At 36.1% G+C, this 19454-nt stretch carries 14 protein-coding genes; 10 read left to right on the top strand and 4 right to left on the bottom strand.

The window, feature by feature from the left end:
• The first annotated feature begins 2 nt into the window (after nucleotides 1-2).
• The 3 genes from ACFRAE_RS08060 to ACFRAE_RS08050 all read left to right on the top strand — a co-directional run bounded on the left by ACFRAE_RS08060 (nucleotide 3) and on the right by ACFRAE_RS08050 (nucleotide 3428).
• Entirely contained in the window at nucleotides 3-1694 is a 1692-nt protein-coding gene (locus ACFRAE_RS08060) for a RagB/SusD family nutrient uptake outer membrane protein (protein ID WP_422796627.1), read from the top strand.
• Nucleotides 1695-1708: 14 nt separating this feature from the next.
• The gene (locus tag ACFRAE_RS08055) at nucleotides 1709-2542 is read left to right on the top strand and encodes a hypothetical protein (protein ID WP_422796626.1); all 834 of its coding nucleotides are present in this window, start codon (nucleotides 1709-1711) and stop codon (nucleotides 2540-2542) included.
• A 271-nt stretch (nucleotides 2543-2813) separates the two neighbouring features.
• On the top strand, nucleotides 2814-3428 hold the full coding sequence (locus ACFRAE_RS08050; RefSeq protein WP_422796625.1) for a sigma-70 family RNA polymerase sigma factor: 615 nt from the start codon (nucleotides 2814-2816) through the stop codon (nucleotides 3426-3428).
• A 71-nt stretch (nucleotides 3429-3499) separates the two neighbouring features.
• Here the strand turns inward: ACFRAE_RS08050 and ACFRAE_RS08045 are convergent, their stop codons facing one another.
• From ACFRAE_RS08045 to ACFRAE_RS08035, 3 genes are all read right to left on the bottom strand, one after another.
• Nucleotides 3500-4882, bottom strand: coding sequence for an MBL fold metallo-hydrolase (locus ACFRAE_RS08045; protein WP_422796624.1), 1383 nt, complete (start codon nucleotides 4880-4882; stop codon nucleotides 3500-3502).
• A 104-nt stretch (nucleotides 4883-4986) separates the two neighbouring features.
• Nucleotides 4987-5400: a DUF6691 family protein gene (locus ACFRAE_RS08040; RefSeq protein WP_422796623.1), complete on the bottom strand. Its 414-nt coding sequence runs from the start codon at nucleotides 5398-5400 to the stop codon at nucleotides 4987-4989.
• A gap of 4 nt (nucleotides 5401-5404) precedes the next feature.
• Entirely contained in the window at nucleotides 5405-5953 is a 549-nt protein-coding gene (locus tag ACFRAE_RS08035) for a YeeE/YedE family protein (protein WP_422796622.1), read from the bottom strand.
• Between the two features lie 300 nt (nucleotides 5954-6253).
• On the opposite strand from ACFRAE_RS08035, the gene ACFRAE_RS08030 reads away from it, so the two are divergent.
• Nucleotides 6254-6568, top strand: coding sequence for a DUF4342 domain-containing protein (locus ACFRAE_RS08030; RefSeq protein WP_422796621.1), 315 nt, complete (start codon nucleotides 6254-6256; stop codon nucleotides 6566-6568).
• A gap of 85 nt (nucleotides 6569-6653) precedes the next feature.
• Here the strand turns inward: ACFRAE_RS08030 and ACFRAE_RS08025 are convergent, their stop codons facing one another.
• Nucleotides 6654-7079 (bottom strand): Dabb family protein, encoded by a 426-nt coding sequence (locus tag ACFRAE_RS08025; RefSeq protein WP_422796620.1) that lies wholly within the window; start codon nucleotides 7077-7079, stop codon nucleotides 6654-6656.
• Nucleotides 7080-7564: 485 nt separating this feature from the next.
• Here ACFRAE_RS08025 and ACFRAE_RS08020 point away from each other — a divergent pair, with 485 nt between their 5' ends.
• From ACFRAE_RS08020 to ACFRAE_RS07995, 6 genes are all read left to right on the top strand, one after another.
• Entirely contained in the window at nucleotides 7565-12835 is a 5271-nt protein-coding gene (locus ACFRAE_RS08020) for a translocation/assembly module TamB domain-containing protein (protein WP_422796619.1), read from the top strand.
• Nucleotides 12801-15125, top strand: coding sequence for a BamA/TamA family outer membrane protein (locus ACFRAE_RS08015; RefSeq protein WP_422796618.1), 2325 nt, complete (start codon nucleotides 12801-12803; stop codon nucleotides 15123-15125). The genes ACFRAE_RS08020 and ACFRAE_RS08015 overlap by 35 nt, the downstream gene beginning before the upstream one ends.
• A gap of 312 nt (nucleotides 15126-15437) precedes the next feature.
• Nucleotides 15438-15851, top strand: coding sequence for a hypothetical protein (locus ACFRAE_RS08010; protein ID WP_422796617.1), 414 nt, complete (start codon nucleotides 15438-15440; stop codon nucleotides 15849-15851).
• A gap of 321 nt (nucleotides 15852-16172) precedes the next feature.
• Nucleotides 16173-17087, top strand: a complete 915-nt coding sequence (locus ACFRAE_RS08005; RefSeq protein WP_422796616.1) for a helix-turn-helix domain-containing protein — start codon at nucleotides 16173-16175, stop codon at nucleotides 17085-17087.
• A gap of 94 nt (nucleotides 17088-17181) precedes the next feature.
• Nucleotides 17182-18396 carry an MFS transporter gene (locus ACFRAE_RS08000; protein WP_422796615.1) on the top strand — a complete coding sequence of 405 codons (1215 nt, stop codon included), beginning with the start codon at nucleotides 17182-17184 and terminating at the stop codon, nucleotides 18394-18396.
• Between the two features lie 108 nt (nucleotides 18397-18504).
• Nucleotides 18505-19449: a malate dehydrogenase gene (locus ACFRAE_RS07995; RefSeq protein WP_422796614.1), complete on the top strand. Its 945-nt coding sequence runs from the start codon at nucleotides 18505-18507 to the stop codon at nucleotides 19447-19449.
• The last annotated feature ends 5 nt before the right edge of the window (nucleotides 19450-19454 follow it).

The raw sequence follows: 19454 nt of genomic DNA, 5'->3' as shown, positions 1-19454 counted from the left end.
ACATGAAAAAGACGATATTAATATTATTGGCAGCTGGGTTTCTAAGTTCTTGCGAAAGCTTCTTAGATTCTGAAAGTTTCAGTAAAAAAAATACAGGAAATTATCCAGTAACAGTTGCAGATGCTAACTCCATGCTGGTAGGGATATATAACAGCTTGAGTTTAGCGATGACCAATGCGCCGCATTCGCATTTCTATATGGCAGAACTAGCTTCTGATGACCGTTTTGGTGGTGGTGGCGAAAATGATAAAGACATGCAAGGGCTAGATCATTTGATGAACACCTTACCTGATCGATTTTTACCATTTTGGAGTGCGCGGTACAAAGGTATTTATAGAGCAAATTCGGCGATAGAAAACCTCAATAAAGTAAGCGGCTGGGATTCAGACGCACAAAAAAATCAATTATTGGGCGAAGTGCATTTCCTACGTGCCCTATATTATTTTGAGTTATCGCAAATGTTTGGAGAAGTCCCACTAATTACGAGTTCCATCGTTGTGAATACGCCTAAAACACCTGCCGACGTAACCTATGCATTGATAGCCGAGGATTTAAAAACAGCTATCGATTTGATGCCTGCTACCCCCTATTCATCGGTACCTTCTGGACATGCGACCAAATGGGCTGCGCAATCTTTATTAGCGAGGGTTTTTCTTTTTTACACAGGTTACTATAAAAAGACCGAATTGCCTTTAACTTCTGGTGGAAGCTTTACCAAGGCCCAAGTAGTTCAAGCGTTAGAAAATTGCATTCAAAATAGTGGTCATGATTTAATAGGAGACTTCAGAAATCTTTGGCCATACAGCAATACCTATACCAAGGAAGATTATGACTATGCCAAGGACAATAATTTATCATGGGCAGGTGATGGCAATAAAGAAATAGTATTTGCAGTAAAATTCGGAACACTTGCCGATTGGGGAGACCAATATATGTTGGGTTATACCAATCAAATGAATTTGCATTCCGGACTAAGATCCAATAACGGTCAAGACAACACCTTCCCATTTGGACAAGGCTGGGGTGCAGGACCTGTAAATAGCAACCTTTGGGAAGAATGGCGTACTGCTGAGCCTACCGATATCCGACGCACTGGATCTATTCTAAATGCAGATACGGATTTGACCGGTTATATATATGGCGCCGATAGCCAAATGGAAGAAACTGGATTATGGCAGAAAAAGTATATTCCTATCACGGCTTACAGTGAAGGAAAATTGATTCCATCTTATGCTGTTTTAACTGATAAAGCACCAGCAGATTATCAACTAGCCCATACCCAAGATTTAGTGTTAATTCGTTTCGCAGATGTTTTATTAATGCATGCGGAACTGACAGAAACTGCTACAAACTTGACCCGTGTTCGTTCAAGAGCAAAATTAAATCCAGTAGCTTATTCCTTAAATGCATTAAAACGGGAGAGACGTTGGGAGCTTGCTTTTGAAGGCGTTCGTTATTTTGATTTAATGCGTTGGGGAGATGCTTCTACCGCTTTAGCCAATCAAGAAGGTGTTTCTATAAAAAATAAAGGATTAGACACCAAAATGAAGGCATTCGGCGGAGGCTACAAAGCACGTTTTGAAGCTACCGGAGGTTTTTGGCCTATTCCTGCATCTGAAATTGCACTCTCAGCGGGATTGTTAACCCAAAATAAAGGATGGGGTGAACCAGTTAATGAATATCCAGGTTGGTAATTAAAGCATTAGAAATGAAAAAGTTATTTAATTTAATCGTCATAGCTACTTCCCTATTTTCCTTTGGTTGTGAACCTATAGAAGATAGAATGGAGTTAGGTTCTGCCATTACAGCAGAGCAATTAGAACTTTCTGCGACCCCTTTAATGGTTAATGGAAAACGAAGTAATAAAATTATTGTTGATAACAAAAGTCAGGTATTATCTTCCTGGGATTATGGTGTTGGGGTTTCTCAACGCAAATCCGACACCGTACTCATGGTATCAACGGGTGAAAATGAAATTATTTTCACTGGCTTAAATGCAGATGGTAGTAAAATCAGCAAAAGTGTCAAAGTCACTATTGATGAACTTACCTTTCCAGTACCACCTGAATGGGGATTTCTTACCAATGGGTCCGAAAGAACATGGAAATGGGATGAAACAAAACCTGCTGTATGGGGTAATGGAGGCTACTTGGGAAGTTTAGGTCCTGCATGGTGGACCTTAAAGGAAAATGATATTCATGGCCAAGCTGCCAATGAAGGTGTGGGCGCTAAAATGACGCTTTCACTTAGAGGAGCTAAATTAACGAAGATCAAAGCAGACGGAACTACGGAAGTGGGGACATTTTCTTTTGATATGACCAAAAAGCTAAATATGGAAAATGGTGACCAATGGTCTATAGGTAAATTGACAACAAAAGGTGTAACTGTATTATGCGGAAAATCGCCAAATGAAGGAAATGGGCCTGTATACGCTTACGATATCATTGTAATAAACGGCAATGAGTTAGTATTAGCCTATCCAGAAACTGGTGTCGGTGCTTGGGGTACTGCCTGGTTTTGGGCATTCCGTTCTACCGATTAATTTTAAAAAAGAACATGAAAGCGTTTAGGGTTTCCCTAAACGCTTTCTTTAATTTTTCTTAAATAAATTGCAAAATCAAACGGTATAAACAGTAAACAATTATTGGAAGCTAAGTGATTGAAAATGACAATAAATACAAAGAAATTTCAGCTTTCCATTAAATATTAAAAAAATTGATTTTTAATAATCAATTAAGCTAAAATAAAACAAGAAACACTTCCTAATTCATTTAATTAATATTAAATTTACGTTAACCAATTAGCATTTACTTATGGCTATTACTGCAGATTTGTTAGCTTCACAAGTTGTCGATTTGAAGGCAGGAAATGAAAAAGCATTATGCTTCTTCATGAAAGTACATAGCCAAGCCTTACACTTTTTTACATTTAAAATAGTGAAAGACAACCAAATTGCTACAGAAATTGTTTCAGATGCTTTTGTTAAACTTTGGGAAAAGCGAACTGATATGCTGCAAGCAGATGCTATTAAATCATTTCTATACGTAGTCTGCAAACATAAATCCATAGATTTTCTGAAACAAAGTAGAAATCGCCTCGCTCACGATGATTTACATTTAGAAGAATTAGAATGGAAAGAAACAGATATTCTTACGAAAATCATCTATACCGAATTAATCGAATTAATCGCCATAGAAATTGAAAGACTACCTGCGCAGCAAGCAAAAATATTTGAACTATCTTTTTTTGAAGGCAAAGAAACACATGAAATATGTGAAGAATTAGGAACAACAGCCAGCACCGTTTATTTCGCCAAATCCAAAGCAATATCTGCTTTAAAAGAAGCTTTCCAAAAGAAAAACATCTCCTATTATCAGATTGCGTTTCTATTAGGTAGCCACCCCATCCTATACAGCATTTTAAATTAAGGGAATAAGAAACCAATTAGGATATCATGCGTTCATGATTCTTCGCACAATATCCTTAAAAAAAACAGCAATTAATTTGCTATGGCTTTCCCCTTATTCAACCAATCCGTAAAACTTTCTGAATAATTATAGAGATTATGAAAACCATGTTTTTTCAAATATGAGTAGGCTATCGTAGCACGATCTCCAGATTGACAGTATACTATAATTCGTTTATTTCTCCATTCCGCTGGCAGATTCTTGACTAGCGAACCAACAAATTGATGTTTAGCTCCTAGAATATGATTATTCTTAAATTCAGATACACTTCGCACGTCCAGCAGCATTGTGTCAGGGTCTTTTTTCCACTCTTCCACTCTATCAGCATCCAACAATTGACTCATTTCCAAATCCTTTACCGCAGCAATAGACGTTACAAAACCCACGATATTATCCATCCCAATACGCATCAACTTTCTAGTTACAGCTTCTTGCTCACCATCCTCTACCAACAGAATCAACTTTTCATCATAGGAGAGCATCCATCCTGCCCAATTCGCCAGTCCATTATTGTGCTGAATATTTATGGAGTTTTTCACATGACCTTTAGCGAATTCGGACTTACTTCGCGTATCTACCAAAGTATATCCTTCTACAAGTTCTAAGGTCGTCAAATCTATATTCGGATGATGAGGAACATGTAGCAATAACGGTCTATCCACCTTATTCCATTTCTTCATCATGGCAAAATAATAGGGTGCTTCTGGTTGGTCGCTCAATAGGTACCGTTGAAAACCTTCGAAATCATCCGTATATTGAAATGCCCAATTCCGAATTTTCTCATACCCCACCGTACTACTAGCCACTGCACCTAAGGATTTTCCACAAGCAGATCCAGCACCATGTCCAGGCCAAACTTGAACAAAATCGGGTAGTTCTACGAATTTCTTTAAAGAGTCAAACATTTGTGCGGCACCAATTTCTTTTGTACCGATCATTCCTGCAGCCTCTTCCAATAAATCTGGTCTACCAATGTCTCCTACAAATACAAAATCCCCAGTGAAAATCATTACCGGTTCATCAGATGCAGGATGATCCCGAAGGATAAAGCTGATACTTTCAGGGGTATGACCCGGCGTATGCATGACGGTCAAACTCAAATTTCCTACTTTTATAACATTCCCATCTTTCAAGCCTTCATGCGGAAACTCATATTGCCATGCTTCAGGCCCTTCATCAGACAAAAACAATCTAGCACCAGTCAAAGCTTGTAATTCACGAGAACCTGATAGAAAATCAGCATGAATATGTGTTTCTGCGATATGTGTGATCTGTAAATTTTGTTGCTTAGCAATAGCTAAATAGGTATCAACATCCCGCTTCGGATCAATAACTATCGACTCTTTTGTTACTTGACAACCTATAATATAACTAGCTTGAGCTAGTGTCTGATCATAAACTTGTTGAAAAAACATATGCAAATTCTATTTATTTATTTTAATTCAATTGGAATTGCTTTGCACAATAAACAATTCACTTTCCGCAAAACAATTCGAAATACTAAAGCGAATACCCTCTGTTAATGGGGTAATTTATCCTTTACCAAACCATACAAGTATGTCCCCAATATGGCAAATAAAGCCACAATCAGCATGGGAAATACGCCAGCCCCAATAAGCACAAATATAGGTCCTGGACATGCTCCTGCCAATGCCCAACCTAAGCCAAAAAGAATACCCCCTACTAAATAGCGTACCACAGAGCTATTTTTTACCGGCAGTACAATAGCTTGCCCATCGACATCTTTCTTTTTTAACGTTTTGATCCATTGGAAGGAAATAACGCCAATAACTAAAGCCGTACCTATGAATCCATACATATGGAACGATTGAAACTGAAACATTTCAAAAATTCTAAACCAAGAGGCCGCCTCTGCCTTATACATGGCTAATCCGAAAATGACACCCAATCCTAAATATATAATACTTCTCATGTGCTTAAAAAATTAGAGGAAAAAACAGATGAACCATGATTAATCCACCAATAAAAAAACCAATCACAGCCAGCAATGAAGGCCACTGTAAATTACTTAACCCTGATATAGCGTGTCCCGAGGTACAGCCACCAGCATAGCGAGTTCCAAATCCAATCAATAATCCTGCAATTGCGAGAAGCAACACATTTTTTATAGACCAAATTTCAAATATTTCTACAGGTACATAAGTTGTTCCAGCACTCGCAAATCCCAATACTTTCAAATCATCAATTGTTTCTGGATTTAATACTGGTACTTGATCTACTGACAAATAGTTTGCCGCTAGATAACCTCCCACTACAGCTCCGACTAAAAACAACAGATTCCATCGTTGACTTTTCCAATCAAAATCAAAAAAGCTACAATTCTTCCCGGCTCCTAGCATGGAACATATATTCCGAAAATTGGAAGAAAAACCAAAGCTCTTCCCTAAAAACACCAATGCAACCATGACTAAAGCAACTAAGGCTCCCCCTACATACCATGGCCAAGGCCCTAAAACTAAATCCATATCTTATATTTTAATGCAAAACTAATTTACTGAAATCAAATGTTTGGTAACACAAGTTACATATAAAAAATCATTAGCTTTTTGTTAATCAAAGCCAACAAAACAATAAACTTTTAATATTAGACGTTACATTGGTATGGTTATTAAAAGTTGATTAATACGCATTTACCGATTAATTATGGTTAATTACCGAAAAATAAGTTCACTTAGCCTAGTAATTGATACAACTAAAACAATCTTACTATATCTTTGATTATCAATTAAACGCGAAAGCAAAGTAGAACATTTAATTTAAAGATTATGTCAATAAAAGAAACATTCACCGTAACGGGAGAGAACTTATTAAAGAGAATAAAGGAATTAATTGCTGAGGGAAATGTAACTAAAATTAGTCTTTCTGATAAAAACGGAAAGGAAATATTAAATTTCCCAGTTACTATTGGAGTTATTGGAGTTGTATTTGCACCCATCTTTGCCGCTGTAGGTGCTATTGCTGCTTTATTGACCGAATGTAAAATTACAGTAGAACGAGCAGAAAAACCGGAAGAGCAACAAGACTCAGACATTCCTACCTCCGAAGATAAATCAGAAAATAGTACGATAGAAGTACATTAAGTAAAATTTTGTTGTTTAGTAAATAAAAATAGAAAAGGCCAGTCTTATTTTAGATTGGCCATTCTTATGTTATATCAGGTTATACTTATAACAAAGTAGCGTCTTTTACTTCTACTTTAGTCCAATATTTACTGTATGCCTCTGCTGCAGCAATATGATCGGGATGCTTCTCATACGTTTCAATATCTTCCATATTTTTGAATGTAGCCATGCAATAATATGAAAATGAATTATCTACGACTGGCCTAGGTGTGGTGGGCGAAGGTTTTCCGATTTCATATTCGTAAATTCCAGGGATTTTCTTTAGAATTTCAATGAACTTCAAAAATTCTTGCTCTTCCTCAGCAGTAATCCCTTCCTTTAACCAGAAATAAACATTATGAACTATAAATCCAGTTTTTGATTCAGAAGACGTTTTTTCTTCTTCCTTTTTTCCATCTGCACATGAGGCCAATAAACTGCCCGAAGCTGTGCCAACAAGGATACTGGCGATAAAATTTTTTCTTTTCATAGTAAGCTGTATTTTTCAAATAGATTTGCATTAAAATTACTAATTTTTTTTCACAAAAAACAGCGTATACCTTCATAATATTCCTTTTATAAAAGCTCACATAACCTCCTTAAAAATAGATTAGTACCTCCAGCTAGCAAATTAAAATTAGACCATAAAATTTTTACAATTCCATAAGAAAAACAAGCCTGAATTTTGATAATTTATTAAACTTTAGTTCTCAAACTTCCTGAGAATAACGCACATTTATTATCCAGATTTGTATAAAAATTTAGTGAAATCAATTATTTATTGAAATAACTACGATAACAGACTCATTTATTGATAAAAATATCAATGCTTAACGGAACAAACTTGTATTATTTACAATGCAAAAGTTATATTTGTATGAATAAATTACTATTGCTTAGGGCTTAAATTCTAAACAAAATAGGTTTTACCCTGTTAATAGATTAATATAATTAACAAAAAGTTATTCTATCGCTTTGAATAAATTTAGTCGTATTGCATTAAAAACATTTTTATGGATTTTGGGATCCATTATCTTTTTACTTTTATTACTTATTTTTCTAATTCGACTACCTGCTGTACAAAACTACATCGTGGGCAAGGTGACGAATTACTTAGAAACAAAAATAGGTACTCCAGTAGATATAGGCCATATAAACATCACCTTCCCAAAAAAACTTGTGCTTCAAAATGTTTATTTTGAAGATCAGACTAAAGACACTTTACTAGCTGGTGAAGAATTATTGGTGGACATTAATATGTTCAAATTATTAAAAAACACCATTGAAATTGAAGAATTTGAACTGAAAGGAATTACCGCAAAAATCAACCGGACGCTTCCAGACAGTAGTTTTAACTTTGACTATATTGTAAACGCATTTGCGACGCAAAAAGAAAGCAGTCCCACAGCAGATAGTTCTTCTGCACTTGTCTTCGACATTGATAAAGTCAATTTTGAACGAATAAATTTCAAATATAAGGACGATGTCATTGGTACATCAGCTTCGATTTTTCTAAACCAATTTGACACAAGAATCAAAAAATTTGATTTAACCAAAAACATGTCTTTTGATTTGCCTGTGATCAATATCGATGGTCTTACTGCTGAAGTAAAACAATGGGCCGTGGCTCAAGCGACTGAAGCACCTACGGCTGCCGACTTTGGAATTCATGACCCTACAGTAGAAGCCAGTTCCTTACTTCCTAATTTGGCAACAAAGACCTTGAATCTTAAAAATATTTTAATTAGGTATTCCGATGAGGCCGGTGCCATGGATACTAAATTTAATATAGAAGAGCTCATTGCCAATGTTCATGAAATTGATTTAAACAAAGAAATTGTACGACTCAAAGAGGTTACATTGAATCAATCAGATTCGGAAGTATTATTTGGTAAAGTCGCACCAAAAGTAAACGTCAATACAGGTTCAGATTCTTCTTCAATCAATTGGATTGTATCCGCCGATAAACTCGTTATAGATAAAACCAATGTTTGGTATAAAGACGATAATCAAGCGCGTACGAAGGGTATTGATTATTTTAATCTTAAACTAACAGAATTGGCTGGTGTAATGGAAAACATCTATTATTCAGCAGATTCTATATCGGGCAATTTGACAAACCTGACAGCGAAAGATCATTCAGGATTCTACCTTAAACAACTTCAAGGAGACTTGAAATATACCAACCAGGGTGCATCGGTAAACAACTTGTTAATTGAAACCCCTTTCAGTAAAATTCAAGATCAATTTGAAATTACCTATCCTTCCCTAGAAGCGATTTCTACGAATCCTTCCCTGATGAATGTGCAAGCCAATTTATCCAAATCCTATTTGGATATGAAGGATGTGGCCTATTTAGTCCCAGATTTATCATCGCAAGAGGTCATGAAACCCTTAATGAATAAACGTTTTTTCATTGATGGAAAAGTGAGTGGAAAATTAGACGATTTATTGATTCCTAAATTTGAATTTAAGACCTTAAAAAATACCCATATCATTGCTTCTGGTAGAATAAAAGGATTACCTGACATCGATAAAATGGTTCTGGATCTACAAATCAAGAAGATGGTCACTGGCCGAGATGATTTGAAACAATTGATCGCAGCATCCCTACTACCAGATAGCATACAACTTCCGAGGAACATTAGTGTAGCTGGAACCTTCAAAGGAGGAATGTCAGGCTTTGATACGGACTTGAAACTCCTTACTGAACAAGGAAACGCATCCATCAATGGGTACCTAAAAATGGGAAGAGACACCAGCTATAATGCATTTGTTTCCGTAGACAATTTCAATTTAGGCGAATTCCTAAAGCAAGATTCTGTTTTAGGTTATGTTGCTGCACAAGCCCAAGTAACCGGTACTGGATTAAATCCAAAGACCATGAATGCCGATATATTAGGGACTGTAAAACGATTTGACGCGATGGGCTATAGTTACCGCGATATAGATTTCGACTTATCTGCTGTATCTGGAGATATTGCCGGTAATATAAGTAGTCCAGACCCAAACATCCAACTTAGAACAAAAATTGAAGCCAATATGAAGGGGAAATACCCTAAATTATTTGCTGAAATGGAGATTGATAGCATCAATTTTAAAAAATTGAAATTGATGGATCAAGACTTACGTTATCATGGAAAAATCATCGCAGACTTTGAGACACTCGATCTAGACTTCTTAAATGGATCTCTTGCTATTGTTAACTCGTCTTTGGCCTATAATAACGATCGTTTTGTTTTGGATAGTGTATCGTTGAAAGCTCAAGCAGATAGCAGTAGAAACACCTTAGTGCTACAGTCTGAGTTCCTCAATGCGCACTTAACTGGAAAATATAAGTTAACAGAACTAAGTTCTTCCATTACCGATATTATTCATCGGTATTACAACCCATCAAATACTCAACAGGAATTCCAGTATGCTTCGCAGCAATTTGAATTTTCTGCTCGCTTGAATAAATCCCGTATTATCCGTGACTTCTTGCCTGATTTGGAAGAATTAGAAGACATCACACTCGATGGAACCTTCAATAGTGATGAAAAATCAATAATGGCTAAATTGCTAGCGCCTAAAATTGTTTATGCAGGAACAGAAATTGAAAATGTAGGTTTAGACATCATTTCCGTAGATAGCACCCTCTATTACAATGCATTAGTAGGCCGAATTTTAGTAAGCAATATCGAATTGAGCAATACCATTTTAAGTGGAAACATCAAAGAAAACCAAGTGGACCTCGGTCTTTGGATTAAAGATAAATTGGACAAAGAACAATACCACTTAGGCGCGATCATGAATGTTGCCGAAAATAATTATGGTGTTTCTTTAAAAGAAGATGGCCTCATGTTGAATTATGAAAAATGGTCTATCAACCCTAATAATCTTATTAGCTTTGGAAAAGATGGAATCCGAGCATCTGCATTTCACCTCTCCAATCAAGGTCAGGAGTTAATAATTCAATCTCAAGATTCTACTCTAAATGCACCTATAGACTTAAGGTTCAATAATTTTAGAATTGAAACATTTACCAAAATGTTGGAGTCTGAAAATCTAAATTTGGGCGGTGGCATCAATGGTACTGCAACCGTTTCTAGATTAGAATCTAGCCCAGTATTTATTTCCGATTTAACCATCAACAAATTTTTCTTTGGAAAGGATACCATTGGTAATGTGATGGTCAAAGTAAACAACGTGAAGGAAAACACCTATTCTGCAGATATTCGAATCACAGAAAATGGTAACGATGTACAATTGATTGGTGATATTATTTCTCCACCACAAGGAGACATGCAAATCGATGCTACCTTAGCATTAAAACCCATGAAAATGAAAACCATTGAGGCATTTAGTATGGGTAATTTAAAAGGTGCTTCAGGCGATCTTACGGGTGGATTACAAATCACAGGAACAACTTCTGCCCCTCGTATTCTTGGTGAATTAACGTTTGTTGATGCCATCATCAATGCCTCTATGCTTAATTCGAACATGAAAATTGATGGGCAAAAAATATTCTTCAATAACCAAGGGATAAGTTTTAAGAACTTCAATTTAACCGACTCTAAAAATAATACAGCTCGATTAAACGGTACTATCCGCACTCAGACTTATACAGATTTCGATTTCAACCTGAATCTAACAACGGACGATTTTGAAGTGATGAATTCCACACGGGTAGATAATGACCTCTTTTTTGGAAAAATGTACCTTACCTCCAATATTCGAATCACAGGAAATCTCGATAAACCTAAAATTGATGGTAATGTAAAAGCCAATGAACGCACAGACTTCAATTTTATCGTTCCAAATGATAATCCAGGTGTGGCTCAACGAGATGGTGTCGTTAAATTTGTGGATAGAAGTGATACCGTCAGATCTAATGTATTTGCCCAGTTGGATTCCATGACTAAAGTTTCCAATACCTTATCTGGCTATGATATCGCTTTGAACTTAAGCACCGATCGGGAAGCGAAATTTAAAATCATTTTAGATGAGGGGACTAAGGATGCATTGAATATCCGGGGTATTGCAGAAATAAATACCAGTATTGATGCCAACGATAAGATTACCATGTCGGGTACCTTTACAGTAGAAGATGGAGATTACACTTTTTCACTCGGGCCAATTTCGAAAGATTTTAGGTTTCAGAAAGGAAGTACAATAACTTGGAATGGAGATCCATTAGATGCTCGACTGAACATCACGGCTGTATACACAGGTAGATTTGCGAGTTTAGAATTGGTGCAAAATCAAATAGGCTCAGAAAGTCAAAACTTATATAAACAGCGCGTTCCGTTTAATGTATTGTTAAAATTGACAGGCGAATTATTCAAACCAGAAATCAATTTTGATATCGATTTGGATGAAAGCAATGCTATTGTTTCGCAAGATGTTGTGAGTAAAGTTAATATTGCATTATCAAATATTCGAGACGATCCAGCAGAACTAAATAAACAGGTCTTTTCACTCATTGCTTTAGGACGCTTTATGTCTTCCAATCCTTTCGAAAGTTTATCGGGTGGAGGTGCAGAGTCTATGGCCAGAAGTACCGTAAGTTCTTTCTTGACTGGACAATTAAACAATCTTGCTTCAGACCTAATTAAAGGGGTAGAATTAGATTTTAATTTAAACTCGGAGGAAGACTACCTTACAGGTAATGCCCAAACGCGTACAGATTTAAATGTGGGTGTATCCAAACTATTATTTGATGATCGTTTGAAAATTACTATTGGTTCTAATTTTGAGGTAGAAGGAAATAGCCGGCCTGGAGAAAAAGCTTCCAACATTGCTGGAGATATTTCGCTCGATTATCAATTATCTAAAGATGGTCGCTATTTTGCTAGGGTATATCGTAAAAACCAGTACCAAGCTACACTCCAAGGACAATTTGTAGAAACTGGGATTGGATTTATAATCAATATGAGTTATAATAGATTCAAAGAACTATTTATGAATTCCAAAGCACTGCAAGAATATTATAATACCGAAAGTAGTTCTTTTAGAAAGCGTTTTGATGTAGATCGTATGGAAATTGATTCCATTTATAGAGACAGCGTTCGAACCATCATTCGAGATAGCTTGATGAAACACAGTCCAGAATATAGAAAACGGATTGAACAACAACAACAAGATTTACTGAAACAACAACAAGATAGTACTCAAGTTCCTATAGACAGTAATCAACGAATTAAAGATAGTAATACAACAGCCTACAAAAATGAAGAAGAAGATGGAGGGAATGATGAGAACTAAATTCATGTTTATAAGCTTGATCGGTCTTATCTTCTTAGGATCTTGCAACCCCACGAAGTATTTAGCTGATGGGGAAAAATTGTATACCGCTGGCCAGGTGGATATTAAAAATGACACCCTAGCAGCCGAGCGCAAGGAAGCATTTGAATCGGTACTTGAAGAATCTTTGACACCGAAACCCAATAGTAAATTGCTCGGCATGTACTTTAAATTAGGCCTATGGAACATGGGGGGAGGGCCAGATTCCAGTAGCAATTTTGTTCGAAATTGGTTAAAAAGAAATGGACAAGAACCTGTAAAATTGAGTGACGTAAATCGAGAATATAACGAAAACCTACTCCGCAATAAATTAGAGAATTTTGGTTTTTTTCATGCTCAAGTTACTTCCGACACGTTAATAGATGGAAAATTCGCATCTGTTCGCTATGATGCTTTTCCGGGCAAAATATTTCGAATCAATAATGTGAAATTTGAAATTGACAGTAACACTTACTTAGGAGAAAAAATTGCTGAAATTAAAAGTACCAGTCTACTTAAAACAGGTAATAATTACAATTTGGATGTAATTTTAAATGAACGAGACCGGATAGATGATTATTTAAAACATAAGGGCTTTTATTATTTCAGCCCAGATAATTTATTGGTCGAAGTGGATAGTACCATTGGAGATCACAAAGTGGATATGTTCGTGACTTTAAAACCAGAAACACCTTTAAAGGCAAAAACGGAACAACATTTAGGAAAAATTTACATCTATCCAGATTATCAGGAAACCAGTAGCGGTACGAGAAGAAGAACGCCAAGAGAACATGAGGAGTATAAAAAAGACATCTATATCATAGATCGTGAAAATAAATACCGTAAAAAAGTATTGGCAAATCATATATTTCTAGAACCTGAACAACTCTATAATCGCTATTGGCATAATCAAACCATCAACCACTTGGTTAATTTAAATAATTTCAAATTCGTAAAAAATGAATTTGTCGACAGTCCTGATTCTGCTAATCATTTAGACGTTTATTATTATTTGACTCCAATGGATCGTAAATCCATCCGCTTAGAATTAGTGGGTAAAACAGCTGCTGTTTACAATGGAACAGAACTTACAGCCAATTGGACGTTAAGGAATGCTTTTAAAGGTTTTGAAACCCTTACCCTATCAGTATTTGGTGGATATGAAACACAAACGGGTGGTAGTGTCAATTTAAATTCAAGTTACATTCGCTATGGTACGGAAATAGGAATTACTTGGCCAAGATTGCTCTCGCCTTACAAATGGGCACCCGCCAGAAAATACATCCCAAAAACATTCTTAAAAGCTGGATATGAATTCTTAAACCGCCGTACTGCTTACACCTTAAATTCCCTAACCTTAAACTATGGTTATGCTTGGAAGGAAAATGAACAAAAAGATCATAATTTAACCTTAGCAGAAATCATCTATGTGCAACCTCGTGGCATATCTGATGCCTATAAAGCGCAAATGGACACCGTTCCTACATTAAGGCATATTGTAGATCCTCAATTTTCTTTTGGTCCTAATTATATTTACACGTTTACCAATACCATGGAAGATAAGCAGCACACGTTTTATGCAAAAGCTGGCCTAAATACTTCCGGGAATATCTTGGGATTAATACAAGGTGCTGATTATAATGCCGGAAACATCAAAAATTTGTTTGGAACAGCGTATTCTCAATTCATTAAAGCGGAGGCTGATTTAAGACATTATATGAAGATCACAGCTAATTCTACGCTAGCTTCTCGCGTAATGATAGGTACCTCCTATTCTTATGGAAACTCCCGATCACTACCTTACTTAAAACAATACTATACAGGGGGTCCCAACGGATTGCGCGCATTTCGAGCGAGAGCCATTGGACCGGGCTCATCCCTACCGGAAAACTTAGGTGACGAAAACTTCTTTGCCGATCAAACGGGAGATTTTAAACTCGAACTGAATACAGAATATCGCGCTAAAATAGCTGGCATGTTTCATTGGGCAGCTTTTATAGATGCCGGAAATATATGGTTACAACGGGAGGATATCAATAAACCAGGCGGAAAACTTTCCAACAAATTCATTTCTGAGCTTGCTGCTGGTGGTGGTCTAGGTTTACGCGTGGATTTAGACTTTTTAATAGTCCGTACAGATTTCGCCATTCCTTTTCGTGTACCTTACCGCCAACCTGGTGACCGATGGGTATTTAAATACATCGACATCAGGGATAGAGATTGGCGTAGAGATAATTTAGTCTTTAATTTGGCCATAGGTTATCCATTCTAATTCCTAAAAAATTCATTTTAATACGGCGAAAAGGCATACGATTACAGGTATGCCTTTTTTCGTTATCAAAAGTCAGACTTAGCGAACCGTTTTATTTGTTTAGGCATTGTATTTCTTTACTCTTAGACGGATCTCCTTCGGATCTTAGTCGGATATTCAATGGAACAGTTGCGGAAAAATGCGAAGAAAATCCAAAGGAGATCCAACTTAAAAACAGCCCATTAAGGTATGAGCCCTGATTTATTTATCATTCTCCGGATTCCGTAAGTTATATTATGGAAATTTGTTAGTTTTAGCATCTTATACTTAACTATGCGCATTTTAATATTCATAAGCTCTTTATTTATTTTTTCCTGTACAAATCCTGAATCTGTCATTCTTAGTGAGAAAGATTACATCTCTATAGTCGATCGAGATACTTCACTCCTGCACTTGACCCTTTATAAAAATAATTTTTATGGACACTTAACCATTAAACAACCTGGTGATGTAATAATTAAAGGCGAAATAAATGGTAAAATACAGCAAGACACTCTAATTGGAGACTATTTGTACACACCATATAAATGGAAATACCAAAAAAGAAGACCTATCGTATTGTTAAATCAAAAAGGGACCTTTGTGGAAGGTTCTGGAATAATAAGCATTCTTTTAGGCGTACCGCATTACATGCCCGGCTCCATTTCCTATGACCCTCCAAAAAACGTGTTTACCGAAGTTAAATAGCAAATCACGTTGTTTAGTCAAGGATTCCATGTATGTATTCGGCAAGCTTTTAGCTGCTTGGAACAGGATATCTAGGTTATATGTATAATATTCTTCATACAGTTTGATTAACGCCTTTATTCGCAGAGCCCATTTAACCATCGTTCAAACTCAAGCATCAGCACATTCATATATTTTATTGTCGATAAATAGGATATTTTCTAGGTTATTGACCATAAGCCTATGGCTTATAGGAAGGTACTACAACCTAATACGCTAAAACCATTCTATAATAATCCATAAATTCATCCTTATATTTGATTTATATAAAAAGTGATTTTTATGGAGGCAGTAGAAACTATTAGACAGTATTATCTTAATACGCGGAAAGAAACACCAACGGGATTCGATTTACATAAGGCTAATACGAGTCATTTTAACATTTTAGAATCGGAAAGTTGCCTAAATACGTTTCCCTTTATGCGGCGAGATTACTATAAAATTTGTTTAGTAGATAACGCATTGACCTATCAATATGATGGTCAAAAAATTGAAATTGAGGGACCATGTATCGTGTTTTCCAATCCGAATATTCCATACGGAATGGAACGAAAATACCTTTGCAATAAACGTAAAGGATATATTTGCTTATTTAACGAAGGTTACCTAACTGGAGAAATAAAAGCGGCATTAATTAAACTAAACGCCCTATATGCGCGAGATATTTTCCCTTATATCATGTTGACAAATGAGGAGTATGAGTTATTTAGCCTATACTTCAAAAACCTGTATGATGAATATCGAGGTAATTTTGAATTTCGCAAAGAAATCATTACCAACTTATTACGAGTCGTGATATACCTTGCCATAAAGACGCAGATGAACCATTATCCAGAAATTCATTTTACAGAACAAAAGGATCGTTTAGTTACAGGTTTTATCAAACTATTGGATCGACAATTTCCTGTTGATTCTCCCAATTCCATATTGGAACTTAAAACTCCTGCTGATTTTGCTGATAACCTCAACGTTCATGTGAATCATTTAAACCATGCCTTGAAAGCAAATACAGGAAAATCCACGAGTCAACTTATTCAAGAACGGGTATTGACCGAATCCTTAGCTCTAATACAATATAGTGATTGGAGTATTTCAGAAGTAGGACAGAGTTTGGGTTTTGAATATCCTGCCCATTTTAGTCAATTCATAAAAAAACACACGGGATTCAGTCCTAAATATTTCAAAAAATCATCTTAGGATTAATATTTGATTTATATAAAAAGTTGTTTGAAGTGTATAACAAAATTTTCCAGCAAGGAACTTAATTTTGTGCAGCTACTTTCTAATAACTATGAGCGCATTAAAAAAACAACATGAATCTTTCGCTAGCCTATTAGCATTTGCTTTAATTCCCATTTCTGGACTTGCAATGGATGTGTATTTACCCTCCTTTCCTGAAATGGCAATTAATTTGAACACTTCGGAAGCTAATATTAAACTAACCCTCAGTATCTATTTAATATCGTATGGTATTTCACAATTATTTGTAGGAAGTCTAGTCGATAGTTTCGGCCGATTCAAAATTAATTTAATAGCCATACTTGTATTTAGCATCACTTCCATAGGAATTATTTTTGCCCCAAATGTCTATTGGATCATAGCTTATCGATTTATTCAAGGGATCGCAATTTCCATAATTGTTGTGAGTAAAAGAGCGTTTTTTATTGATGTTTATACCGGCGAAAAGAGAAAACATTACACGAGCTTATTAACGGTTGTATGGGCCACAGCTCCCATTCTTGCACCTTTTTTGGGAGGCTATTTGCAAGAATATTATGGTTGGAGAGCCAATTTTTATTTTCTAGCAGCTTATGGCTTATTATTATTCCTATTAGAATATGTGTTCAGCGGCGAAACCATTCAAAAAAAGCAAGAATTCAGCCTAAAAAGTATCCTTCACGTTTATAAAATGCTTTTGTCTCATGTAGATTTCAGTGTAGGGATCGTCCTTTTAGGATTCAGCTATACCATGGTCATGGTATTTGGAATGACTATCCCATTCATTGTAGAACATCAGTACCACCTAACTCCGGTTACCTCAGGTTATTGTGCATTAATTTCGGGTGTCGCTATTTTTATGGGTGGCCTATTGGGCAAACTACTAATGAATAAACCTTTTTACCAAAAACTATTCTTTGCTAATCTCTTACAACTTATTTTTGCCCTTTTAATGTTGCTTACAGCTCCGTTAAATTTAGGCTTGCCGGGCTTATTACCTTTTGTATTTGGTATTCATTTATTTCAGGGATTGACTTATAATGTTTATTTCACCTATTGCATTACTAAATTCCCAGCATATGCAGGGACATCCAGCGGCATAGCGAGTGGCGTTTGTTATATCTTATTCTCTATTTTAAGTTTCGGTATTGCAAATATGCTACATATACGAGACCAATATACGCTCTCCTTATCTTATTTATTTTGTATCCTAGTGATTGGCTTATTGATCTTCTTTTTTAAACCAGCCATGCTTAAAGGTGTAGCCTTAAGTTATTCAAATACTTAATTTATGGGGCTAAAAAAGGTAATATGAGCTAAAAATCATGTGCCAAATACTAGTAAATGCGAATATAAATTGGTACATTTAAAAAGCAAACATTTAAACCAAAATGCTATGAAAATAACCGTTGTAGGTGCAGGAGCAGTTGGAGCAACCACTGCAGATAATCTAGTAAGACGTAATATTGCAGAAGAGATTGTTTTGTTAGACATAAAGGAAGGATTTGCCGAAGGCAAAGCACAAGATATGATGCAAACTTCCGCTCTATTAGGCTTCGATTCAAAAATAAAAGGCGTAACGAACGATTATGTATCTACTGCTGGTTCCACAGTCGCTGTAATTACTTCCGGAATCCCTAGAAAGCCGGGAATGACTCGCGAAGAGTTGATTGGAACGAATGCGAACATTGTAAAAAATGTGGTCGATAACCTAATTAAACATTCTCCTGATATCATTATATTAATTGTATCTAATCCAATGGATACGATGACCTATTTAGCACTGAAAGCTAGCGGATTACCAAAAAATAGAATTATTGGAATGGGTGGAGCATTGGATTCTGCGCGATTTAAATATCAACTTTCCGATAAACTAAATGCCTCAGCCAATGATTTAAATGCGATAGTAATTGGAGGACATGGAGATACCACCATGATCCCTTTAATTAAACATGCAACCTGGAATTCTGTTGCTATTTCACAGTTCTTAACAGCGGAAGAAGAAGCAGAAATTGTCAAAAAAACCATGGTTGGTGGCGCTACGTTAACTGCATTAATAGGTACTTCGGCTTGGTATGCACCAGGTGCCGCAGCTGCAGCAATGGTAGAAAGTATAGTTAGAGACCAAAATAGGCTATTTACAGCCTCCGTATTTTTGGAAGGCGAATTAGACCAAGATGATATAGCGATAGGCGTACCTGTGATCATCAATAAAAAAGGCTGGGATAAAATCGTTCCTATAACGCTTTCTGAGGAAGAAAAAGCGCTATTTAGCGCAAGTGCTGATTCGGTTAGAAAGATGAATCAAGTATTGTACGATGAGGGCGTGCTCAGCAAATAAAATGA

This window comes from Sphingobacterium sp. HJSM2_6, from assembly GCF_049316305.1.
Classification (GTDB): Bacteria; Bacteroidota; Bacteroidia; order Sphingobacteriales; family Sphingobacteriaceae; genus Sphingobacterium.
Note: the sequence above shows the minus strand (reverse complement) of the source record. Positions and strands in the feature narration are given on the sequence as shown.

Bases quoted from the DNA above. Each gene is read 5' to 3' on its own strand.
- ACFRAE_RS08060 (WP_422796627.1), top strand. From the start codon at position 3: ATGAAAAAGACGATATTAATATTATTGGCAGCTGGGTTTCTAAGTTCT.
- ACFRAE_RS08055 (WP_422796626.1), top strand. From the start codon at position 1,709: ATGAAAAAGTTATTTAATTTAATCGTCATAGCTACTTCCCTATTTTCC.
- ACFRAE_RS08050 (WP_422796625.1), top strand. From the start codon at position 2,814: ATGGCTATTACTGCAGATTTGTTAGCTTCACAAGTTGTCGATTTGAAG.
- ACFRAE_RS08045 (WP_422796624.1), bottom strand. From the start codon at position 4,882: ATGTTTTTTCAACAAGTTTATGATCAGACACTAGCTCAAGCTAGTTAT.
- ACFRAE_RS08040 (WP_422796623.1), bottom strand. From the start codon at position 5,400: ATGAGAAGTATTATATATTTAGGATTGGGTGTCATTTTCGGATTAGCC.
- ACFRAE_RS08035 (WP_422796622.1), bottom strand. From the start codon at position 5,953: ATGGATTTAGTTTTAGGGCCTTGGCCATGGTATGTAGGGGGAGCCTTA.
- ACFRAE_RS08030 (WP_422796621.1), top strand. From the start codon at position 6,254: ATGTCAATAAAAGAAACATTCACCGTAACGGGAGAGAACTTATTAAAG.
- ACFRAE_RS08025 (WP_422796620.1), bottom strand. From the start codon at position 7,079: ATGAAAAGAAAAAATTTTATCGCCAGTATCCTTGTTGGCACAGCTTCG.
- ACFRAE_RS08015 (WP_422796618.1), top strand. From the start codon at position 12,801: ATGAAGAAGAAGATGGAGGGAATGATGAGAACTAAATTCATGTTTATA.
- ACFRAE_RS08010 (WP_422796617.1), top strand. From the start codon at position 15,438: ATGCGCATTTTAATATTCATAAGCTCTTTATTTATTTTTTCCTGTACA.
- ACFRAE_RS08005 (WP_422796616.1), top strand. From the start codon at position 16,173: ATGGAGGCAGTAGAAACTATTAGACAGTATTATCTTAATACGCGGAAA.
- ACFRAE_RS08000 (WP_422796615.1), top strand. From the start codon at position 17,182: ATGAGCGCATTAAAAAAACAACATGAATCTTTCGCTAGCCTATTAGCA.
- ACFRAE_RS07995 (WP_422796614.1), top strand. From the start codon at position 18,505: ATGAAAATAACCGTTGTAGGTGCAGGAGCAGTTGGAGCAACCACTGCA.